At 68.1% G+C, this 15,026-nt stretch carries 13 protein-coding genes; 12 read left to right on the top strand and 1 reads right to left on the bottom strand.

Features of this window, described 5'->3' with window-relative positions:
- Nucleotide 1 precedes the first annotated feature (1 nt).
- A complete protein-coding gene (locus tag ACQP0P_RS39105; protein WP_433365581.1) occupies nt 2-1,342 on the top strand; it encodes an FAD-dependent oxidoreductase in 1,341 nt (446 codons plus the stop codon).
- A 131-nt stretch (nt 1,343-1,473) separates the two neighbouring features.
- Nucleotides 1,474-2,685: a cytochrome P450 gene (locus ACQP0P_RS39100; protein WP_433365578.1), complete on the top strand. Its 1,212-nt coding sequence runs from the start codon at nt 1,474-1,476 to the stop codon at nt 2,683-2,685.
- A 39-nt stretch (nt 2,686-2,724) separates the two neighbouring features.
- Here the strand turns inward: ACQP0P_RS39100 and ACQP0P_RS39095 are convergent, their stop codons facing one another.
- Nucleotides 2,725-3,543 carry an IclR family transcriptional regulator domain-containing protein gene (locus tag ACQP0P_RS39095; protein ID WP_433365575.1) on the bottom strand — a complete coding sequence of 273 codons (819 nt, stop codon included), beginning with the start codon at nt 3,541-3,543 and terminating at the stop codon, nt 2,725-2,727.
- 477 nt (nt 3,544-4,020) lie between these two features.
- Here ACQP0P_RS39095 and ACQP0P_RS39090 point away from each other — a divergent pair, with 477 nt between their 5' ends.
- The 10 genes from ACQP0P_RS39090 to ACQP0P_RS39045 all read left to right on the top strand — a co-directional run bounded on the left by ACQP0P_RS39090 (nt 4,021) and on the right by ACQP0P_RS39045 (nt 14,959).
- A complete protein-coding gene (locus ACQP0P_RS39090) occupies nt 4,021-5,643 on the top strand; it encodes an ATP-binding cassette domain-containing protein (protein WP_433365573.1) in 1,623 nt (540 codons plus the stop codon).
- On the top strand, nt 5,640-6,551 hold the full coding sequence (locus tag ACQP0P_RS39085) for a branched-chain amino acid ABC transporter permease (RefSeq protein ID WP_433365570.1): 912 nt from the start codon (nt 5,640-5,642) through the stop codon (nt 6,549-6,551). Before ACQP0P_RS39090 ends, ACQP0P_RS39085 begins: the two co-directional genes overlap by 4 nt.
- Nucleotides 6,551-7,696 carry a branched-chain amino acid ABC transporter permease gene (locus tag ACQP0P_RS39080; protein ID WP_433365568.1) on the top strand — a complete coding sequence of 382 codons (1,146 nt, stop codon included), beginning with the start codon at nt 6,551-6,553 and terminating at the stop codon, nt 7,694-7,696. Before ACQP0P_RS39085 ends, ACQP0P_RS39080 begins: the two co-directional genes overlap by 1 nt.
- 201 nt (nt 7,697-7,897) lie before the next feature.
- Nucleotides 7,898-9,175: an ABC transporter substrate-binding protein gene (locus ACQP0P_RS39075; protein WP_433365565.1), complete on the top strand. Its 1,278-nt coding sequence runs from the start codon at nt 7,898-7,900 to the stop codon at nt 9,173-9,175.
- A gap of 209 nt (nt 9,176-9,384) precedes the next feature.
- Nucleotides 9,385-10,707: a Rieske 2Fe-2S domain-containing protein gene (locus tag ACQP0P_RS39070; protein WP_433365562.1), complete on the top strand. Its 1,323-nt coding sequence runs from the start codon at nt 9,385-9,387 to the stop codon at nt 10,705-10,707.
- A 63-nt stretch (nt 10,708-10,770) separates the two neighbouring features.
- Nucleotides 10,771-10,983, top strand: coding sequence for a ferredoxin (locus ACQP0P_RS39065; RefSeq protein ID WP_433365559.1), 213 nt, complete (start codon nt 10,771-10,773; stop codon nt 10,981-10,983).
- Nucleotides 10,980-11,312, top strand: a complete 333-nt coding sequence (locus tag ACQP0P_RS39060) for a type II toxin-antitoxin system HicB family antitoxin (protein ID WP_433365556.1) — start codon at nt 10,980-10,982, stop codon at nt 11,310-11,312. Before ACQP0P_RS39065 ends, ACQP0P_RS39060 begins: the two co-directional genes overlap by 4 nt.
- A 4-nt stretch (nt 11,313-11,316) precedes the next feature.
- Nucleotides 11,317-12,429 (top strand): thiolase family protein, encoded by a 1,113-nt coding sequence (locus ACQP0P_RS39055; protein WP_433365553.1) that lies wholly within the window; start codon nt 11,317-11,319, stop codon nt 12,427-12,429.
- Nucleotides 12,430-12,449: 20 nt separating this feature from the next.
- Nucleotides 12,450-13,721 carry a CaiB/BaiF CoA transferase family protein gene (locus tag ACQP0P_RS39050; protein WP_433382313.1) on the top strand — a complete coding sequence of 424 codons (1,272 nt, stop codon included), beginning with the start codon at nt 12,450-12,452 and terminating at the stop codon, nt 13,719-13,721.
- Nucleotides 13,718-14,959: a CaiB/BaiF CoA transferase family protein gene (locus tag ACQP0P_RS39045; protein WP_433365550.1), complete on the top strand. Its 1,242-nt coding sequence runs from the start codon at nt 13,718-13,720 to the stop codon at nt 14,957-14,959. Before ACQP0P_RS39050 ends, ACQP0P_RS39045 begins: the two co-directional genes overlap by 4 nt.
- Nucleotides 14,960-15,026 lie beyond the last annotated feature (67 nt).

The raw sequence follows: 15,026 nt of genomic DNA, 5'->3' as shown, positions 1-15,026 counted from the left end.
AATGCCCGGTGAGCTGCGTGTGGCCGTCGTGGGTTCGGGGCCTTCCGGTCTCTACGTGGTGGACGGGCTGAGCAGACATGGCGAGGTCCGCACGGATGTCTTCGAGCGGCTGCCCTGCCCCTACGGCCTGCTGCGCTACGGCGTGGCACCGGACCATTTCAAGATCAAGGCACTGACGGCCGTGATGGCGCGGGTGCTGGAACGCCCGGGCGTGCGCTTCTTCGGCTCGGTGGAGGTCGGGCGCGATGTGACCGTCGCGGAACTGCGGCAACACTACGACGCCGTCGTGTACGCGACCGGCGCACCCTGCGATCGGCGGCTCGGCGTACCCGGCGAGGACCTGCACGGAAGCATCGCGGCCGGGCGGCTCGTGTCCTGGTACAGCGGGCATCCGGATGCCGACGGGTCGGCCATGGCGCTTGACGCCTCCACGGTCGCGGTGTTCGGAATGGGCAACGTCGCGCTGGACGTCGCCAGAATGCTCACCAGGAGCGTCGAGGATCTGCGCGCCACCGATGTCCCCGACCATGTCCTGGAGGCACTGGCCGCCAGCCGGATACGCGACGTACACGTGATCGGCCGGCGTGGACCGCTCCAGGCCAGGTTCAGCACCAAGGAACTCCGTGAGATCGCCGAGCTGGGACAGACCGACCTCGTTGTGCGGCCCGAGGAACTGGTGGCCGACGACGAAGCCTCGGCCGGGCCCGAGCCGCTGCGCAACCTGGAACTCTTCCGCCAGTGGTCGCTACAGCCACCGAGTGGCCGTCCTCGCCGGATCCACTTCAGATTCGGCTGGCAGCCCGTCGGCATGCTCGGCTCGCGGTCCGTTCGGGGGGTCCGGCTGCGGCGGTCCTCTCACACCGGCCCCGACGGCCGGGCCGCGGCGGAGGCCGTCCTCGACGCCCGGCTCGCGATCCGAGCCGTGGGATACCGCGGCACGGCCCTGCCGGATGTCCCGTTCGACGATGTTCGCGGCGTCATCCCGCATGTCGAGGGCAGGGTGCGACGCGACGGCGCACACTCGCCCGGCGAGTACGTCGTGGGCTGGATCAAGCGTGGTCCCAACGGCGTGATCGGAACGAACAAGGCCGATGCCCAGGAGACCGTGGCCACCCTGTTGGGTGATCGGGAGTCACTGCCCGTGGCGCCCATCCGCGACGACGACGCGATCTCGCGACTGCTCGCTGGACGAAGCGTCCCTGTCACCTGGGGCCACTGGAAGAGCATCGACGCGGCCGAGATCGAGCTCGGCCGTCGGCGGGGAGCGGCGCGAGTCAAGATCGCAAGCTGGGACGAACTGCTCGCCGGCGCACGGCACACGCCGAATCCCACGGTGGCCTGACCGGCGCCTTCGCGCCCGCACGGTCATGGAAGCGAAAAGGATCGATTGGAAAGTGGCGATGAGAAGTGGCTGACCAGACACAGGAAACGCAGGCGGCTCGGTGCCCGTTCACGGGGCTGGGGTCGGAATCCATGGCGAACCTGCTGAACCCCTTCGGGGCGGAATACCTGGACGACCCGTACCAGGTGTTCAAAGCCGCCCGGGCCGATGCGCGGGCCCACTACAGCGAGGACCTGGGGTACTGGATCCTGACCAGGTACGAGGACATCAAGCAGGTCATCCGTGACACCGTCAACTTCTCGGCGGATGTCGCCAACGCGCCGCTGCAGCCGTTCGGGCCGCCGGTCATGGAGGAACTCGCCAAGGTCGACTTCCGCAGGGTGAGCGTGCTCGTCGACAACGACCCGCCGAGCCACGTGCGGGTGCGGCGTCAGGTCAACAAGGCGTTCAACGCGCAGCGGGTGAAGTTGATGGAAGAGCCGGTCCGTGAGCTGGTGCGGCAGCACATCGACCGGTTCGCGGACCAGAAGGAGGTCGAGTTCGTCTCGGCCCTGGCCTGGCCGCTGCCGGCGCTGGTGCTCTTCCGACTGTTCGGTATGCCCGACTCCTACCTGGATGTCGTCAAGAACGGCTCGGCCGACCGGGTCATTCTCACCACCGGCAGGCCGGACGAGCAGGAGTCTCGGCGCGCGGCCAAGGGGCTCGCCGAGTTCTACGCGCTCTGCCGTCAGCTCATCGTCGACCGGCTCGCCGACCCCAGGGACGACTTCCCGAGCGACCTCATCCGCGCGGGGGAGGGCCAGGAGGAGCCGCTGAGCCCCGTTGAGCTGACCCAGGTGATGTACTCGATGCTCTTCGCGGGCCATGAGACCACGACCGCGCATCTCACCCATCTGATCCGGCGTGTGCTGCTCGTACCGGGCCTGTGGGAACGACTTCGCGAGGACCGGAGTCTGGTTCCGAACGTGGTGGAGGAGGCCCTGCGCCTGGAGGCGCCGGTCATCAACTGGCGGCGCCGGGCCAAGCACGAGGTCGAGGTGGCGGGGGTGACCCTCCCCGCCGACGCGAAGGTGTTGCTCCTGCTCGGCTCGGCCAACCATGATGAGGACATCTTCGAGCACGGCGACGAACTGCGGCCCGAGCGGCACAACGCGCGTTCTCACCTGACGTTCGGCTTCGGCGCACACCTGTGCCTGGGGGCTCCGCTCGCGCGGCTGGAAGGCCGGGTCGTACTGGAGGAACTCCTCGATCGCTTCGCGTCGCCTTGCCTGCCCGGCCAGGGGCTGGAGTTCACGCCGAGCGTGCTGTTCCGGTCGCCGAAGGCGCTCACGATCACGCTGTAGAACCGGCCGGCCACCCGGCGGTCGGGTGGCCGGCCCGGCTCAGTTGCGCAACCGCAGGATGCGCTCGATCTCGGCGCCCGTCTCGCGGAGGGCGGGCAGGTGCTCACGCTCTATCGTCTGGATGGAGGTCCGAGTGGCGTGCGCCGCCACGCTGATCCCCATGGTCGGGCGATTCGGCTGGCGGACGGGCACGGAAACCGCGCAGATTCCCGTCTCGATCTCCTGGTCCATGATGCAGTAGCCCTGGCTCCGCACCGCCGCGATGACGTCGCGCAGGCGGTTGGGGTCGCTGACCGTCCGATCTGTCTCCTGGCGGAACGTGGCGGTGCTCAGGTATTCGTCGAGTTCGTCGTCGCTGAGTTCGGCGAGGAGCACACGGCCGATGGCGGTGAGGTAGGCGGGGATTCTGGTGCCGGCGGACAGGGCGAGCGTCATGATCCGTGGATACGACGTCTGTGCCCGCGCCACGAAGACCACGTCGTGGCCGTCGAGCACCCCCGCGGAACAGGACTCGTGCAGCTGTTCGGCGAGGTCATGCAACTGGATCTGGAAGATCCTGTCGACCGACATCGTGGACAGGTACGAGTAGCCGAGTTCCAGGATGGTCGGCCGCAGGCTGTAGCGCCCATTCTCACAGCTCGCGTAGCCGTCGGTCTCCAGCGTGAGAAGAAAACGGCGGGCCGTGGCGCGGTTCAGCCCGGTCAGGCGGGCGACCTCGGCGATCGTCAGGGTGGGCTGGCTCTGGGAGAAGCAGCGTATGACCGCGAGGCCTCGGCCAAAGGCACTGACGTAGGCGGAGCGAGTCTGGTCGTCGGCCGGCTCTGAGTCGATGTCGGTTTCCTGCGTGTTCTGGCTCATGGTGTCCTGTGCATTCGGTCTGGGGGGGTGAGCGTTGGTTGCTACGTGGCTCTCTCTGCCTTCTGCGATGCGGTCCAGATACTACATAACGGATCGACCACATGGGCGTCAGGCGAACACTTTTGATTGGCGTCGCCGCTCGCCGTCCGACCTCCGGTGGCCGGATGCGTGGTCATTGCTTCGAGGCACCTGGTGGAAATTCGTCCGAAATATGACGGTTGACGCCGCTTGGCCGTTCTCCTAAGTTTGCGAACACATGGGCGCTGAGTGAACGACTGTCCGGTTGGTCGTGTCGTGTGGTGCAGCGCCTGCCTCGCCGAGAAGGTACGGCGACCTAGCCGAGTTCGAACTGATGACGCGAGGAGGGAACTGGTGGCCGAACCAGATCAGGCGGTTTCGCCTTCCGATCGTGGTGGCCCGCCGGGCCACGGTGGGCGGACGAGTTCCGCCGCGGGCGGTCGCGACGAGCGGGCGTCCGTGCTCGAAATCCGTGACCTCGGCGTGCGGTACGGCTCGATCACCGCACTGTGGGGCGTGGACGTCAGCGTCAGGCAGGGCGAGATCGTCGCACTCCTCGGGCCGAACGGCGCAGGCAAGAGCTCGATGGCCCGGGCGATCACCGGCATGTTGCCGCAGTACGGCGGCGTGCTCGCCTCGGGAAGCGTCGTCGTGCGAGGAGAAGAGGTCCAGCGTCGCGCGCCCTCGGCGATCGTGAAGGCCGGGGTCAGTCAGGTCCTGGAGGGACGGCAGACGGTCATGGAGTTGACCGTCGAGGAGAATCTGCGCATCGGCGGCTACACCCGCGCACGGCGCCGAGGCCGTTCCGCCGAGGTGCTTGAGCGTGTGCTCGAGCTCTTTCCGGTGCTCCGTGAGCGGTTCCACGACAAGGCGGGTTACCTGTCCGGCGGTGAGCAGCAGATGCTCGTGATCGGGCGCGCGCTCATGCAGGAGCCGAGTGTGCTCATTCTCGACGAGCCGGGCCTCGGCCTGTCTCCGAAGATGGCCGCGCACATCTACCGGCTCATCCGCCGGATCAACGAGGACGGTACGAGCATCCTGCTGATCGAGCAGAACGCGCACGCCGCGCTGGCGGTGAGCGACTACGCCTATCTCCTCGACTCGGGCCGGATCGGGCTCGAAGGCTCCGCGGCGGAGATGGCCGCCGACGAACACGTGAAGAACGCCTATCTCGGTGCGGAGGAGGGGGCACAGTCGTACCGGCACGCACTCGGGCTGACGTCCACCCCGACCACCTCGTCCCCGGTGGAAAAGGAACGTTCCGATCGGCTCGTCGTCAGCGGCCTCGGGCTGCGGATCGGCGGTATCCACGCGCTGTCCGACGTCTCCTTCTCCGTCAAGGAGAAGGAGTTCTTCGCCGTCATCGGGCCCAACGGGGCGGGTAAGACATCCCTGCTCAATTCGCTGAGCGGGTTCTACCGCCCGCAGGAGGGCGCCGTCACCCTGGACGGGACGCCGCTGCTGGGCAGGTCCCCGGCTCAGATCGCACGGCTCGGCACGTCGCGTACGTTCCAGAACATCGCGTTGTTCGGCCAGCTTCCGGTCATCGACAACGTCATGGTCGGCCGGGAACGGTTCCGCCGGGCCGGGGCGCTCGCCGGCGCGATCCGGGTGGGGCGTTCGCAGCGGGAGGAAGGCAAGGCGAGAGAGCTCTGTGATGACCTCATCGACCTGATGGGCCTGGCGAAGGTACGCGACCAGCCGGTCGCGTCGCTGTCCTACGGGCAGCGCAAGCGGGTCGAACTCGCCCGGGCTCTGGCCTCCGAGCCGCGGCTACTCCTGCTGGACGAGCCGGTGGCCGGCATGAACTTCGACGAGACCGCCGAACTGGCCTCCTACGTCCTGCGCGCCCGCCAGGAGATCGGCTTCACCGTGCTCCTCGTCGAACACGATCTCCACCTGATCATGGACATCGCCGAGCGCGTGCTGGTCCTCGACTTCGGTCATCCGATCGCCCTGGGGACACCGGAGGTGGTCCGGGCCGACCCGGCGGTGGTCGCCGCCTACCTCGGAGCGGCTGAAAAGGACGAGTCCGTCTCCGGTGCCCCCGAGCGGGCACCCGCACCTGAGGGGGTGTCATGACGTACCTGGCCGCCGGCGGGACCGAGCTGGTTCAGATCGGCATGTCCGGTCTGGCACTCGGTTCGCTCTACGGTCTCATCGCGTTGGGGTTCGTGATCGTCTACAAGGCGACCCGCGTGATCAACCTGGCCCACGGGGGAACGGCGCTCCTCGGCGCCTACCTCACGTACTGGCTGCATGTTCAGCTGGGGCTGCCGTACCTGCTCTGTGTCGTCGTCGTCGTGCTGGTGTGCGCGGCACAGTCCGCGGCCGTGGAACGCGTGCTGGTCGAACCGGTGCTCTCCCGTGACATCCACGCGTCGTTGATGGTCACGATGGGGGTGCTCATCGTCTACCAGGCGCTGGTCGCCGGCATCTGGGGCACGGACCAGCTCAATCCCGAAGATCCCTGGCGGCTCGACAAGGTCTCGGTGGGCGGCGTCTCGCTGACCACGCGCGATCTGTGGGTGATCGGCCTCGCCGCGGTCGCGGTCGCGCTGTTCTTTCTGTTCTTCCGCTTCACCCTCGTCGGGACGGCGATGCGCGCCACGGCCTTCCACCGGGTGGCGGCGTTGGCACAGGGCATCGACTCCCGGCGGATCGGCATGCTCGCCTGGGCCATCGCCGGTGGCCTCGGCGGGCTCGCGGGCATCCTGCTCGGAACCACAGTCGGTGGTGGCCTGCAGCCGGGCATCGCGAACGCCGCGCTGGTCGCGCTGGCCGCGATCATCGTGGGCGGCCTCGACTCGCCGGGCGGCGCGGTGGTCGGCGGCATCGTCATCGGCCTCGCCCAGCAGTTCGCGGCCACGTACGCCCCGAGTTCGTTCGGGCCCGACGTCTCGACCGTCCTGCCTTACGTCGTGATGGTCGTCATCCTCGTCTTCCTGCCGACCGGCCTTCGTGGTACGGCCGAGATTCGGAGAATCTGATGACCACTGTTCGGGAGCGCCGGAACCAGGCCGGCGTCCTACAGGACGACCTGCCCGGCAAGAACACCAGGATGTCGCGCGGCTGGCCGCGGCTCACGGGATACGCGGTGTTCGTCGTCGCGGCCGTACTTGTACCGCTGAGCGTTGTCGACCCGTTCTGGTCGTCGCTGATCGTGCTCTGGGCGATCACCGGCATCGGCGCGATCGGCCTCAACCTGTCGATGGGCTACGCGGGCCAGCTCTCGCTCGGCCACTCCGCGTTCCTGGCCGTCGGCGCCTACACGGCCGCTGTGACGGGGGGCGACCTCGGGTGGCCGCTCTATCTCTGGTTGCCTGCCGTGGCGATCGTGGCCGGGCTGCTCGGCTGTTTCGTCGGCCTGTTCACCCTTCGGCTGCGCGGCCCCTACCTGGCCATTGTCTCCCTGGGCTTGGTCTTCTTCACCATCTACCTCTTCAACAACTGGGAGTCGGTGAGCGGCGGAGTCAACGGACTGCCGTTCGACCTGCCGAGCGCCATCGGTCCGATCGACTTCACCGACCTGACGATCGGCGGGGTCCTCTACGGCAGGGAACAGGGCCTGGGCGTGTTGTGCTGGCTGCTCGTGGGCCTGTCCCTGCTGATCTCACACAACATCGTCCGGAGCGGTTTCGGACGTGCCATGCTCGCCGTGCGCGAGCAGGACATCGCCGCCGAGGTTCTCGGTGTCCGGCCGTTCCACACCAAGGTGGTCGCTCTCGGCATCGGCAGCGCGCTGGGCGGGATCGCGGGAGCGCTCCTGGCGAACGAGCTCCAGTACGTCCTGCCCGCCGGGTTCGACCTGCACATGTCGATCCAGTACGTCGCGATCATCGTCCTCGGCGGAATGGGCACCACCTTCGGTCCCCTGCTGGGCGCGGCCTTTGTCACGGCGGTGCCGCAACTGATCAACATGTACGCGGAGCACATCCCGTTCGTGAAGGAGGCGACCGACCCCGGATTCGGCCTCACCAAGGACAACGCGGGCCTGGTGATCTACGGCGTGCTCATCGTCGTCACCCTGATCGCCGAACCCGAGGGACTCTCGGGTCTCGGACGCCGCCTACGGGACTCTCTCCAGCGCGCCTTCGGCGGGCGGCGGAAAAGCGCGGAACAGACGGCGCACTGATCGGCGCCCGAAGACCGGCAACGCCGCCACGGCGGGCTCGCCGTCACCGGCGGTGAGCACGGAGCCTGCCATGCGCGCTGATCCGATCATCCGACCACGGCCGGCGCGGGTCTGCGTGGCCGTCGTACCGACTCACCGCGGGCCGTGACCGGCCCCGGTCGAGACACCCCCTCATTTCACGGAAGAACAGGAAGTATCAGGATGAGCCCACACAAAGGTCGGCTTCGAGCCCGCACGATCATTGGGGGCGGTGCCCTGGCGACGGTTCTCTTCGCAGCCGTCGGGTGCTCGGGTGCTTCCCCCGGCGGCGGATCGGGCAAGGGGGCGACACCCGGCTACGACCCGGCCACGAAGACCTTCACGGTCACCGCGATTCTGCCGCTGAGCGGCGCGCTGGCGCCCGCGGGCACCTCGATCGCCGCAGGGGAGAAGCTCTACTTCGCCGCGCTCAACGACAGGGGTGGCGTCAACGGCGAGTACAAGCTGGAGTTCAAGGCGGAGGACTCCCAGTACAACCCGCAGGTGACTGTCCCGCTGTACAACCGGATCAAGAATCAGAACATCCTGATCTCCGGTCTGCTCGGAACCGCGATCATCAACACGCTGGATCCGCAGCTCAAGACCGACGGCATCATGGCCGTCGCGGACTCGAGCAGCGGTCTGATCCTGAACAAGCCGAACCTGCTGCCGTACGGCTCCTCGACCCAGACGAACATGATCAATCTGGCGGCGTACGCCGCGGACAAGCTGGGGCACAAGGACGACCTGTTCTGCTCGGTGACACAGGCTGACGACCTCGGAAAGGAGAACCGCGACGGCGTTCAGTACGCGGTCAAGGCGTTCGGCCTGAAGTTCGGGGTGAACGCGTCCGTCCAGCAGGGAGACACCAACTTCACGCCGCAGATCCAGCAGCTGAAGAGCGCGGGATGTGACGTCGTCATGCTGGGCGCGACCACCGGGCAGGTGCCGGGCCTGATCTCGGCCGCCGTCCAACTGGACTTCAACGCCCAGTGGATGGGGCAGAGCAATGTCTACGACCCGAGCTTCGCGACCTCGCCCATCGCGCCCTACCTGCAGAAGCACTTCCTGACCTCGCTGATCGGCGTGGACTGGGAGAACGACGCGCAGGGCGTGGCCCAGCTTCGTGACGCGGTGCAGAAGTACGGCCCGGACACCAAGCCGAGCTCGTTCACCCAGCTCGGCTTCGCCCATGGCATGCTGGTCGAGGCGATCCTGAAGAAGGCGATCGAGAACCAGGACCTCACGCGCGCGGGCATCATGAAGGCCAGTGCGCAGGTCGGTGATTTCGACTACGGCGGCATTCTGCCGAAGTTCGCCTACAACGCTCCGGAAGATCGTAAGCCGCCCTACGTCACCTCGATCTTCAAGGTCAACCCGGACAAGCCGATGGGTGTGGAACCCGAGGTCATCGACTACGGCGTGCCCGAGGCCCGGACGTACGGAGAGTCACAGGGCTGACGCCGCACGGGGTGGTACGGCCGTGTGGCGGGGCGTGCCACCCCCCGGCGATTCTCGCTGCCACTGACAGGTTTCCGGGGTCCTTTCGACATCTTGACAAAACGTGACGAAGACTCATAGCGTGGTGGAGCGACAGCGCCCACATGGGCGCTCTGCGAACACTCTGCGGCGAAGACCTGAGTATCTGTTTCCGACTGGGAGGCGCTGCCTTGATTACTGTTGAAGAGACCGACAGCCTGACGCGAGTCGGACCGGGTACGCCCACCGGTGAGTACCTCCGTCAGTTCTGGCTGCCCTTCATGGGCTCGGACGCGGTGGAGCCCGGCGGAGAGCCGTTCCCCGTCCGGTTGCTCGGTGAGGATCTGATCGCCTTCCGGCGCGAGGACGGCCTGGTCGGCCTGGTCGATGTCGCGTGCGCCCACCGCCGCGCCCCCCTGCTCTACGCCCGCAACGAAGGCTGTGGCCTGCGCTGCGTCTACCACGGCTGGCAGTACGACATCGACGGCCAGTGCACCGACATGCCGGCCGAGCCGGTCAACAGCCGGTTCAAGAAGCACATCAAGATCAAGGCGTACCCGTGCCGTGAGCGCAACGGAGTCGTCTGGACCTACATGGGCAATGGCGAACCGCCGGAGTTGCCGGAGCTGGAGTGGAACCTGCTCCCGCCCGAGCGGGTACACGTCTCGTTCCGTGTGCAGGAGACCGACTGGCTGAGCGCGTACGAGGGCGAGATCGACTCCGCGCACGCCCCGATCCTGCACGGTCGGCTCGACAAGACCAGCAAGCGCTCGCGCACGACGATGGCCAGGTCCGGCCGCCCGATCTTCGACGTGATGCAGCAGCCCTTCGGGGTCAGCGTTGGTGCCCGCCGCCAGTTGCCGGACAGCGACGAACTGTACTGGCGGGTCAACCAGTTCGTGATGCCCTTCTACACGCTGGTGCCCCCGAAGAGCGAGGAATGGGCCGAGCTGACCGGCCACGCCTGGATTCCGATCGACGACACGCACACGCTTGCCGTCGGATTCACGTACCTGCCGGACCAGCCGCTGAAGGAGCGGATGGTCGACGTCTTCACGCATGGCTACCGCGGCCGGGAGACCGGGCACGCCAGCGAGCACGCGCAGGACCCCGACGTTCCGCACAATGTGCCGTACTGGAAGTACGTCACCAAGTACATGCGGGCCGGCAACTACCTGTTCGACTACAGCTTGCAGCAGACCACCTACTTCTCCGGACTCCCCGGCCTGTGGGTGCAGGACGTCGCCGCGCAGAACGGCGCCCAGGCCGTCCCCCGGACCTTCGAGAACCTCACGTCGAGCGACGCCGGCATCGTGGTGGTGCGCCAGGTCATGCGTGACTGCGTCGAGGCGTACGCCGACTCCGGCGAGTTGCCGTCCACCGCCACCGATCCTTCGGTCTCGCGGGTGCGCGCGGTGGCCGCTCTGCTCAAGCGCGACGAAGTGTGGGTGGACGCGCTCGGCGAGTTCATGTTCAAACCGGTCGGTGACCCGCTCGGATACACCGTTCCCTGAGCGCTGAAGCGCCCTCTGCCGTAACCGCCGTACCAGTAAGACCAGTCTGGAGAGGAAACACCGTTGAAGATCGTCGCTAGCCGGGAGCTCTGCAGGGGGCATGGGCAATGCGAAATGTTCGCGCCCGACTACTTTCAGATCGACGACGACGCGCTCGTCGTGGTCGTGAAGGACGAGGTGGCCCCCGAGGACGTGATCGCGGTGGAGGACGCGGTCGGCCACTGTCCCGAGGCGGCCATCCGCCTGGAGCGGCTCCAGCACGGCGCGGATCGATGAAGGTCGGCGATTACCTGCGGGTGCCCTATCTGGTGACGGCGCAATCGGTGCCGCGTGAGGACGGGACCTGGGTACGGCACGTGGAACATCCAGAGCTGCCGGGCTGTGTCGCGGAGGCGGACTCGATCCTCGACGCGCTCAGGCTCCTGGAGGCCAAGCGGATCGAGACCGTGCTCGACATGCTCGCCTCCGGGCGGATCCCGCCCGCCAAACGGCCCCTACTCGGTGTGACGCAGGCCCGGCGGCGAGTCGCGCGGGCCGGGCTGGCGAACCGGATCGAGCCGCTGTGGGAGAAGGACGCCGAGTCGCTGAGCACGCGGGCCGGTTGACGTCATGAACACTGGATCCGCGTTCATCAGTGTCGGTTACTCCGCGGTCGATCGGCACACGGATCGAAGCATCGTGTCCTACGCCCGCGAGGCCGCGCTCGACGCGCTGCGGGCGGCCGGGATCGAGCGAGACCAGATCGACGGGTACGTCGGCATCGGCCAGAACCCGAACCCGTCGGCGGTCGCGGGCGATGGCGCCGACCACGTTTCCGCCTATCTGATGGTCGGAAGTCTCGGCCTGACAGGGCTCTCCTGGGCGAGTGACGTGTCGGGCTTCGCCGTCAACATGGCGGCCACCGCGGCCGCCGCGATCGCTTCCGGTCAATGCACGACGGTACTCGGCGTACGTGCTGTCCACCACGGCGCGGGACCGGCGCCCTCCCCGGACGCCGGGACGCGCGCCGCGGGGACGGCCCAGTGGACGCTCCCGTTCGGCGCGGGGCCCGGTGGCACCCGCTTCGGGATCAGGATGCGGCAGTACCTGGAACGTTCCGGCGCGCGTCGCGAGGACGTGTGGGCGGTCGTGGACGCCGCGCGGGCGCACGCCCGAGACAACCCGGTGGCCCACTTCCGCGACCGTGCACTCACTCTGGAGAAGTACCTCGCGGCGCCGATGATCAGCGACCCGCTGTCGCTCTACGACTGCGACCTGCCGGTATCGGGGGCGGGAGCCTTCGTGATGACCTCGGCCGAGGCGGCGCGACGCGAGGACCGCCCGGCCGCGTACCTGCGGGCCCACGCGAACTGGACGAACGCCGACAGCATCCTCGACCGCGCCGGGCTGGCCCCGGGCGACATCGACGTCCTCCAGCTCTACGACGGCTACTCGTTCATGCTCTACGAGTGGCTCGAACGCCTCGGCTGGTGCGAGGAGTACACGGCCTGGAAGTTCGTGGCGGAGGGGCGCACCCGGCCCGGCGGCGACCTCCCGGTCAACACCTTCGGGGGAGCGCTGGGTGAGGGCCGGCTGCATGGCATGGGCCATCTGCGCGAGGGCATCGCGCAGATCCTCGGCGTGGCGGGGCCGCGCCAGGTGCAGAAGGTGGATCACTGCCTCGTCCAGATCGGTCCCTTCGACCGGTCGGCGCTGGCGGTGCTGAGCCGAGATGCGGCATGAGGAGGAGGACGAACGTGCCGATGGGACAGACCGGACAGGCTCAGGCGGGGGCCCTCGACGGATGCCGGGTATTGGAGATCAGCCACCTCGCCGCCGCTGTGGCGGGCAAGGTTCTGGCGGATCTCGGAGCCGACGTGGTGAAGATCGAACCGAGGGGCGGAGAACCGGCCCGTACCGCGGAACCGACCTACGCGGACGGCAACGGACAGCGACACGGGCTTGAGTTCCTGGCGTTCAACCTGGGCAAGCGGAGCGTGACGCTCGACCTGAACGGCGAGGCCGGCCGTGAGATCCTCGGCCGCCTGGCCCGGACGGCCGACATCGTGCTCCTGGACTGGGAACGGATCGCAGACCCGGGTGAGGCCGACCGGCTCCGGGAGATCTGCACGCGCGACAACCCGGCGCTGGTGTGGTGCGAGATCTGGCCGTACGGGCGAGGGGATTACGAGACGACCCGCGCCAGCGAGCTCACCCTCCAGGCGCAGGGCGGGCACCTCAACCTCAACGGTGAGACCGATCGGCCACCGGTGATGATCAGCGCGCCGGTCGCCACCACACAGAGCGGAGTGGAAGCGGCCAGTGCGGCGCTGATGGCCTATTACCACGCGATCCGCACCGGCGTGGGGCAGCGGGTGGACGTCTCGGTGCAGGCCTGCGTCGTCTGGACCCTGCTGAACACGACCATGACCTGGCAGTGCATGGGTGTCGACGAGGTCCGCGGTGGCTCGGTCAAGAAGGAACGCGGCAACACGTTCTTCACCCGCCTGGTGTGGCCGTGCCGGGACGGCTTCATTCAGTTCGGCCCGGTCGGCGGCGGAGGCGGGGCGGTTCGCGAGCACTCCTACACGACCTTGGTGGACTGGATGCGGCAGGAGGGCTACCACCGGCCCATCCTCGACGCGTACGACTGGAACGGGCCCGGCCGCTTCGACGTTCCGCAGGAGGCGTACGACGAGGTGACCGAGGCCATCGGCGCGTTCATCCGCGACCGTACGCTCGACGAACTCATCGAGAGCGGCATGAAGCGCCGGATCCTGCTGGCGCCCATCTACTCCGTCTCGCAGTTGCTGGAAGCCGAGCAACTGGTCGCCCGTGACTTCTTCCGGAGGGTCGAGGACGAACGGCGGGACGCGGGCGCGCTCCACCCCGGGCCGTTCGCCAGGCTCTCCCGCACCCCACTGGCCGAACCACGTCCCGCGCCCCTCGCGGGCGCGGACACCGTCGAGGTGCTCGCGGAGATCGGGTTCGGAGCTGACGACATCGACCTGCTCATCGCGGGGGAGGCGGTATGACCGAGCGGCTCGAACCGGCCGGAGCCACGGAGGGCATCTTCGCCGGTCTGAAGGTACTGGACTTCACCTGGGCCGCGGCGGGGCCCATCGTCACCAAGCAGTTCTCCGACAACGGCGCGGAAGTCATCAAGATCGAGTCGAAGACCCACCCGGACAGCGTCCGGCTGGGCGGCCCCTTCTTCGAGGCGAAGCCGGGGATCAACCGGAGCGGTTTCTTCGCGGACTTCAACAGCTCCAAGAAGAGCGTCGCCGTGGACATGGGCAGCGCCGAGGGGCGTGACCTGGTTCGGCGGCTGGTGAACTGGGCGGACGTCGTGGCGGACAACTTCCGCCCCGGTGTCCTGGACCGGTGGGGTCTCGGCCACGACGTGCTGCAGGAGATCAACCCGCGCGCGATCCTGCTCAGTTCCTCCCTCTACGGAGAGGACGGCCCCTGGGCCAAGCTGGCCGGGTTCGGAGCCCAGGGCGCCGCGTCGGCCGGAATCCACGGCCTCACCGGCTGGCCCGATCTCCCACCGGCGTTGCCGAAGGGCGCCTACACCGACTCCGTCTCGCCCAGGTACGCGATGGCGGCGGTCACCGCGGCGCTGATCCACCGGGAACGGACCGGCCACGGTCAGCGCATCGAGATGTCGCAGGTCGAGGCCACGGTGAGCATCATCGCCGGGCAGTTGCTCCAGTGGCAGCTCACCGGACGCGAGCCGGTGCGCTCGGCGAACCGCCTGCCCGGACGACGGCTCCACGCGGTCCTGCCCTGCGCGGGCGAGGACAACTGGATCGCGATCGACGTACGCACCGACTCCGAATGGCGGGGACTGTGCGGCGTCCTGGCCGATCTCGGTGGCGTGGACCTCGCCGCCAAGATGTCCGAGATCGAGGCGCTCACCCGTACCGAGGAGATCGAGGAACTGGTCGCGGGCGTGACGGTCACCGTGGACAGGTTCGCGTTGATGGATCGGCTACAGGAAGCCGGCGTGCCGGCCGGGGTCGTACTCAAGGGATCCGACCTCCTCGCGGACCCGCGGCTGCGCGCGCGCGGGCACTTCTGGGCGCTCGACCACGCGGAGATGGGGACGCTCGACTACAACGGCCCGGCCTACCGGTTCGAGCGGATCCCGTCCCGCCTGACGTCGGCGGCGCCGCTGATCGGGGAGCACACCGACGAGGTCATGCGCGACGTGCTCGGACTGGACGACGACGCCATCGCCCGGCTCAGGGCCGACGGCGTCCTGCAATGAACGCGGTGACGGTGTGAGACACGTACTGATTGCCACCAGGGAGGAAGTCATGATCGCAGGGGCAGGA

This window comes from Streptosporangium sp. CA-115845 (assembly GCF_050943795.1).
Lineage (GTDB): Bacteria > Actinomycetota > Actinomycetes > Streptosporangiales > Streptosporangiaceae > Streptosporangium.
This window is presented reverse-complemented; position numbering and strand designations above follow the sequence as displayed.